The 3,838-nt window shown below is 64.1% G+C and carries 6 protein-coding genes; all 6 read left to right on the top strand.

Translation table 11 applies throughout. The features are described from left to right. On the top strand, nt 1-506 hold a 506-nt coding region (locus tag OC610_RS22850), incomplete at its 5' end, for an NAD(P)/FAD-dependent oxidoreductase (protein ID WP_264431008.1). Nucleotides 507-538: 32 nt separating this feature from the next. Beyond that, nucleotides 539-904, top strand: coding sequence for a cupin domain-containing protein (locus OC610_RS22845; protein WP_264431006.1), 366 nt, complete (start codon nt 539-541; stop codon nt 902-904). A 57-nt stretch (nt 905-961) separates the two neighbouring features. Continuing rightward, complete coding sequence (locus tag OC610_RS22840; RefSeq protein WP_264431002.1) at nt 962-1,621, top strand: response regulator transcription factor; 660 nt, start codon at nt 962-964, stop codon at nt 1,619-1,621. An 85-nt stretch (nt 1,622-1,706) separates the two neighbouring features. Further along, nucleotides 1,707-2,528 carry a molybdenum cofactor biosynthesis F family protein gene (locus tag OC610_RS22835; protein ID WP_181286247.1) on the top strand — a complete coding sequence of 274 codons (822 nt, stop codon included), beginning with the start codon at nt 1,707-1,709 and terminating at the stop codon, nt 2,526-2,528. After that, nucleotides 2,521-3,324 (top strand): SDR family NAD(P)-dependent oxidoreductase, encoded by an 804-nt coding sequence (locus tag OC610_RS22830; RefSeq protein ID WP_264431000.1) that lies wholly within the window; start codon nt 2,521-2,523, stop codon nt 3,322-3,324. Before OC610_RS22835 ends, OC610_RS22830 begins: the two co-directional genes overlap by 8 nt. After that, the coding region (locus OC610_RS22825) for an SDR family NAD(P)-dependent oxidoreductase (protein WP_264430997.1) at nt 3,314-3,838 on the top strand (525 nt) is incomplete at its 3' end. The genes OC610_RS22830 and OC610_RS22825, both read left to right, overlap by 11 nt.

Genomic DNA, 3,838 nt, shown 5'->3' with positions numbered 1-3,838 from the left:
TGTCGGACGAGATGATCAACCGCATCAGCCCGATACGCGGTGCCTACAGCGACATCCGGCCGGTGATCGACTACTACCGCGTCACTAACGAAAACCGCCTGCTGTTCGGGGCCGCCACGCCGTTTGTCGAGCATATCCCGCTGGACCTCAAGGCCTGGAACCGCAACCTGATGCTGAAGATTTTCCCGTACCTCAAGGATGTGAAGATCGATCTGGCCTGGGGCGGGCCCATGGCGACCGGGGCCAACCTGTTCCCGCAGATCGGCACACTCAGTGGCCGCCCCAACGCCTTTTACGTACAGGGCTATGCCGGCTTCGGGGTCACGCCCAGCCACATCATCTGCAAGGTGTTGGCCGAGGGCATGAGCGAAGGTTCCTCGCGCTACGACCTGATCAGCTCGGTCAAGCACGCGCAGATCCTGGGCAAGGACCACATCCGCCCACTGCTGCTCACTGCCGGCAAAAGCCTTCATCAACTCTCGGGCTATTTCAACGGTCGCCGTTGAGCCCTCGCTGTTTCATTCACTGGAGAACTGCCATGTCCATTACCCCGCTCAAGAAAGACATCCAACTATCCGAGCTCGACGCCTGGGGCACGGTTGCCGACCTGGGCTCAGAGATCCTCGAAGGCGAGGTCAAGGCCTTCGGCAAGATGACCTTCGGCGCCCCGACCGACCCCGTCAGCAGCGCCTATTTCGGCACCACCCAGGGCAGGTTCCGCATGGTCTACCCATTCGCCGAACAGGCCACCGTGGTCACCGGCGAAGTGGTGCTGACCGACGAAAGCACCGGCCAGAGCACCCGCTACAAGGCAGGCGACAGCTGGTTCGTGAGCAAAGGCACGCCGGTGCTGTGGGAGGTGGTCAGCGACAGCTTCGTGAAGCACTATTTTGCGGTAGTCTGATCGCCCCTGGCTGCCGGTTTTCTGCCGGCAGCGTTTTCCCGGCGCAGGTAACCGACCATGCACGCCATCCCCGCCCAGGAAGTCGCTGGCCGCTGCCTGCAGGCTTTCACTCAACTCGTGCCCGCCAGCCAGGCGGCGTTTTATTGCGTCGACCGCCAGCTACAAGCCCGCGACTTCAGGCTGCAGGGCATGAGCGGCGAGATGCACCGCGATTACCTGGACAACTACCGCCAATTCGACCCGTTGCAGCCGCGCAATTGCCTCTCGACCGGGCTGGCCGTGGTGCCGCTGGGGCTGGCGATGGCGAGACAGCCGCTGCGTGACAGCCGCCGCTACCGGGACTTCCTGCAACGCTACGGCGTGGTCGATGTGGTGGAGATTGTCGCTCATCGCGCCGACCAGCCCCAGGCGGCCATTTCGTTGCTGCGCACCGCTGACCAAGGGGCCTTCACCCTGGACCAACTGGCGCAGCTGAATGCCTTGCAGGCACTGTTGCAAATGGCAGTCGCCAACATGCAGCCCGCTGACGACGGGTTGGCCGGACTCACTCCCAAGGAGCGCCAGATCGCCTGGTTGCTGCGCCAGGGCGCGAGCAACAAGCAACTGGCCGTTGAGCTGGGTGTCGGCCTGCCCACGATCAAGACCCACCTGATTCATCTGTTCCGCAAGGCAGGCGTCAGCAGCCGCACCGAGCTGGTGGCCGCGCTGTTTCTTTAAGCCCGCTCAACCATTTGGTTGATAGGCGAGCTCCGTCCGCGGCCGCATGCTCCGGGTTGTCCATTCAACCCACCGGAGCCATGCAATGACCACACAATCCGACTGGATCACCGTAGGCGCCCTCGCCGATGGTTTCGCCCCAGAAGCGTTTATCCTGCCCAACCTGGCCGACCTCAACGGCAAGACCTTCACCCTGTACTTCTCCAACGGCTGGCAGATCGAGCATCGTTTTGAAACCGCCACGCTGCACTGGAACGCCGCCGACGGCCACTCCAGCGGTTCGGCCGCGTACCGCGCCACGTCGGTGCGTCCGGGCCTGTACCTGGTGGACTTCATCAAGCATGAAGCCGGGCAAGCCTGGTCGATCAGCCTGGTGCTGGACACCGGCACGTCGTCGTTCACCGCGGTGATCGGCAGCATGCCGAGTCGCGAACAAACCGAGCAAGGCCTCTACAGCCGCGCCCTGGCCGGCAAGGACCTGACCTCGGTTGAGGTGCAATTCCTCCACGGCAGCTTGAATCAACCCTGGCAAGCCGACCATTGCCCCCATGCGCCGACCCAGGAACTGACCGGGTTGCGCAACCTGTATCGCTACAGCCCCAGCGAAGTCTACGAGCACATCTACCTGAACGATCAGTTCTATGCCTGGCAGTGCCTCAAGGGTGTCGAACAAGGCCTTTGCGACACCGATCGCTGCCACTACTACAAGATTGCCGACCAGCTGTACCTGTTCGTCTGGCGCGAAAAGATCATCCCGACCCTCGGCCTGGTACTGATCGATCTGCAGCAACACCGCAGCGACGGCAAGATCTTCGGCTATGCCGGTTCGTCCTTCGATGAGCTGTCGAACTTTCCGGTCAGTTCCTACTGCCAGGTCCTCAATCGCACGGAGTATCCCGATGCCTGATCCACGTACCGTGGTCATCACCGGTGCCGGCACGGGCATCGGTGCCGCCTGCGCCCGGCTGTACGCCGCGGAAGGTGCCAACCTGGTGCTGATCGGCCGGCGTAGCGAGCCACTGGAGCAGGTCGCCGGGACAACCGGTGGCCTGGTGCTGGTGGGCGATGCGGCTTGCCCGCAGACCTGGGAACACTTCGTCGGCCAGATTCACGCGCGCTTTGGTCGACTCGATGTGCTGCTGGCCTGTGCCGGCGGGCATGGCGTGGGCAGCGCCAGCCAAACCAGTCCGTCCGCCTGGGAAGCGGCATTGCGCAGCAACCTGGACAGCGCGTTCTACAGCGCCCGCGCCTGCTTGCCGCTGCTGATCGAAAGCGCTGGATGCATCGTGCTGCTGGGCTCCATCGCCTCGCTGGCCGCCGGGCCCGAAGTGTGCGGCTACACCACCGCCAAGCATGCACTGCTCGGGCTCAACCGCTCCTTGGCACGGGACTACGGCCCGCGTGGCGTGCGGGTGAATGCGGTGTGCCCGGGCTGGGTCACCACGCCGATGGCCGACGAGGAGATGCGACCCTTGATGAGCTTCCACGGCGACACGCTGCAACAAGCTTATGCCCGCGTGTGCGCCGACGTGCCGTTGCGCCGTCCCGCCAGCGCCGAGGAAATCGCCAAGGTGTGCCGCTTCCTGGCCAGCCCCGACGCGTCGATCATCACCGGTGCAAGCCTGGTGGCCGACGGTGGATCGAGCATCGTCGATGTGCCGACCCTGGCCTATGCGCATATGGAGAAGACCGATGCCCAATGACTTCGACTTCAGCGGCAAGACCGTGCTGGTCACCGGCGGCGCACAGGGGATCGGGCGGGCCATCGTCGAAGCATTCGCATGGCGTGGCGCACGCGTGATGATCGTCGACCTGCGCCTGGCGCAAGCCCAGGCAGTGGCCGACGAATTGGGCGCTCGCGGGTGTCAGGTGGAGGCCATCGAACTCGATCTGGCCGATGCGGCTGCGGTGTTCGATGGGGTCAAGGGCATCGAGCGAGACTGGGGTCGCCTGGATATCCTCGTGCACAACGCCGGGTATTTTCCATTGACGGCCTTCGAGCAGATCACCCCCGCCCTGCTCGACCGCACGCTCGCGGTCAATCTCTCGGCCCTGTTCTGGTTGACCCAGGCCGCCTTGCCGATGTTCCAGCGCCAAGGTGGCGGTTGTGTGCTGGTCACGTCTTCGGTCACCGGGCCTCGGGTCGCCTATCCAGGGCTCAGTCATTACGCTGCGTCCAAGGCCGGGGTCAACGGGTTCATCCGCAGTGCGGCGTTG

Source organism: Pseudomonas agronomica (assembly GCF_025917275.1).
Taxonomy (GTDB): domain Bacteria; phylum Pseudomonadota; class Gammaproteobacteria; order Pseudomonadales; family Pseudomonadaceae; genus Aquipseudomonas; species Aquipseudomonas agronomica.
The sequence above is the reverse complement of the archived record's forward strand: the minus strand, read 5'-3'. Positions and strand labels throughout refer to the sequence as shown.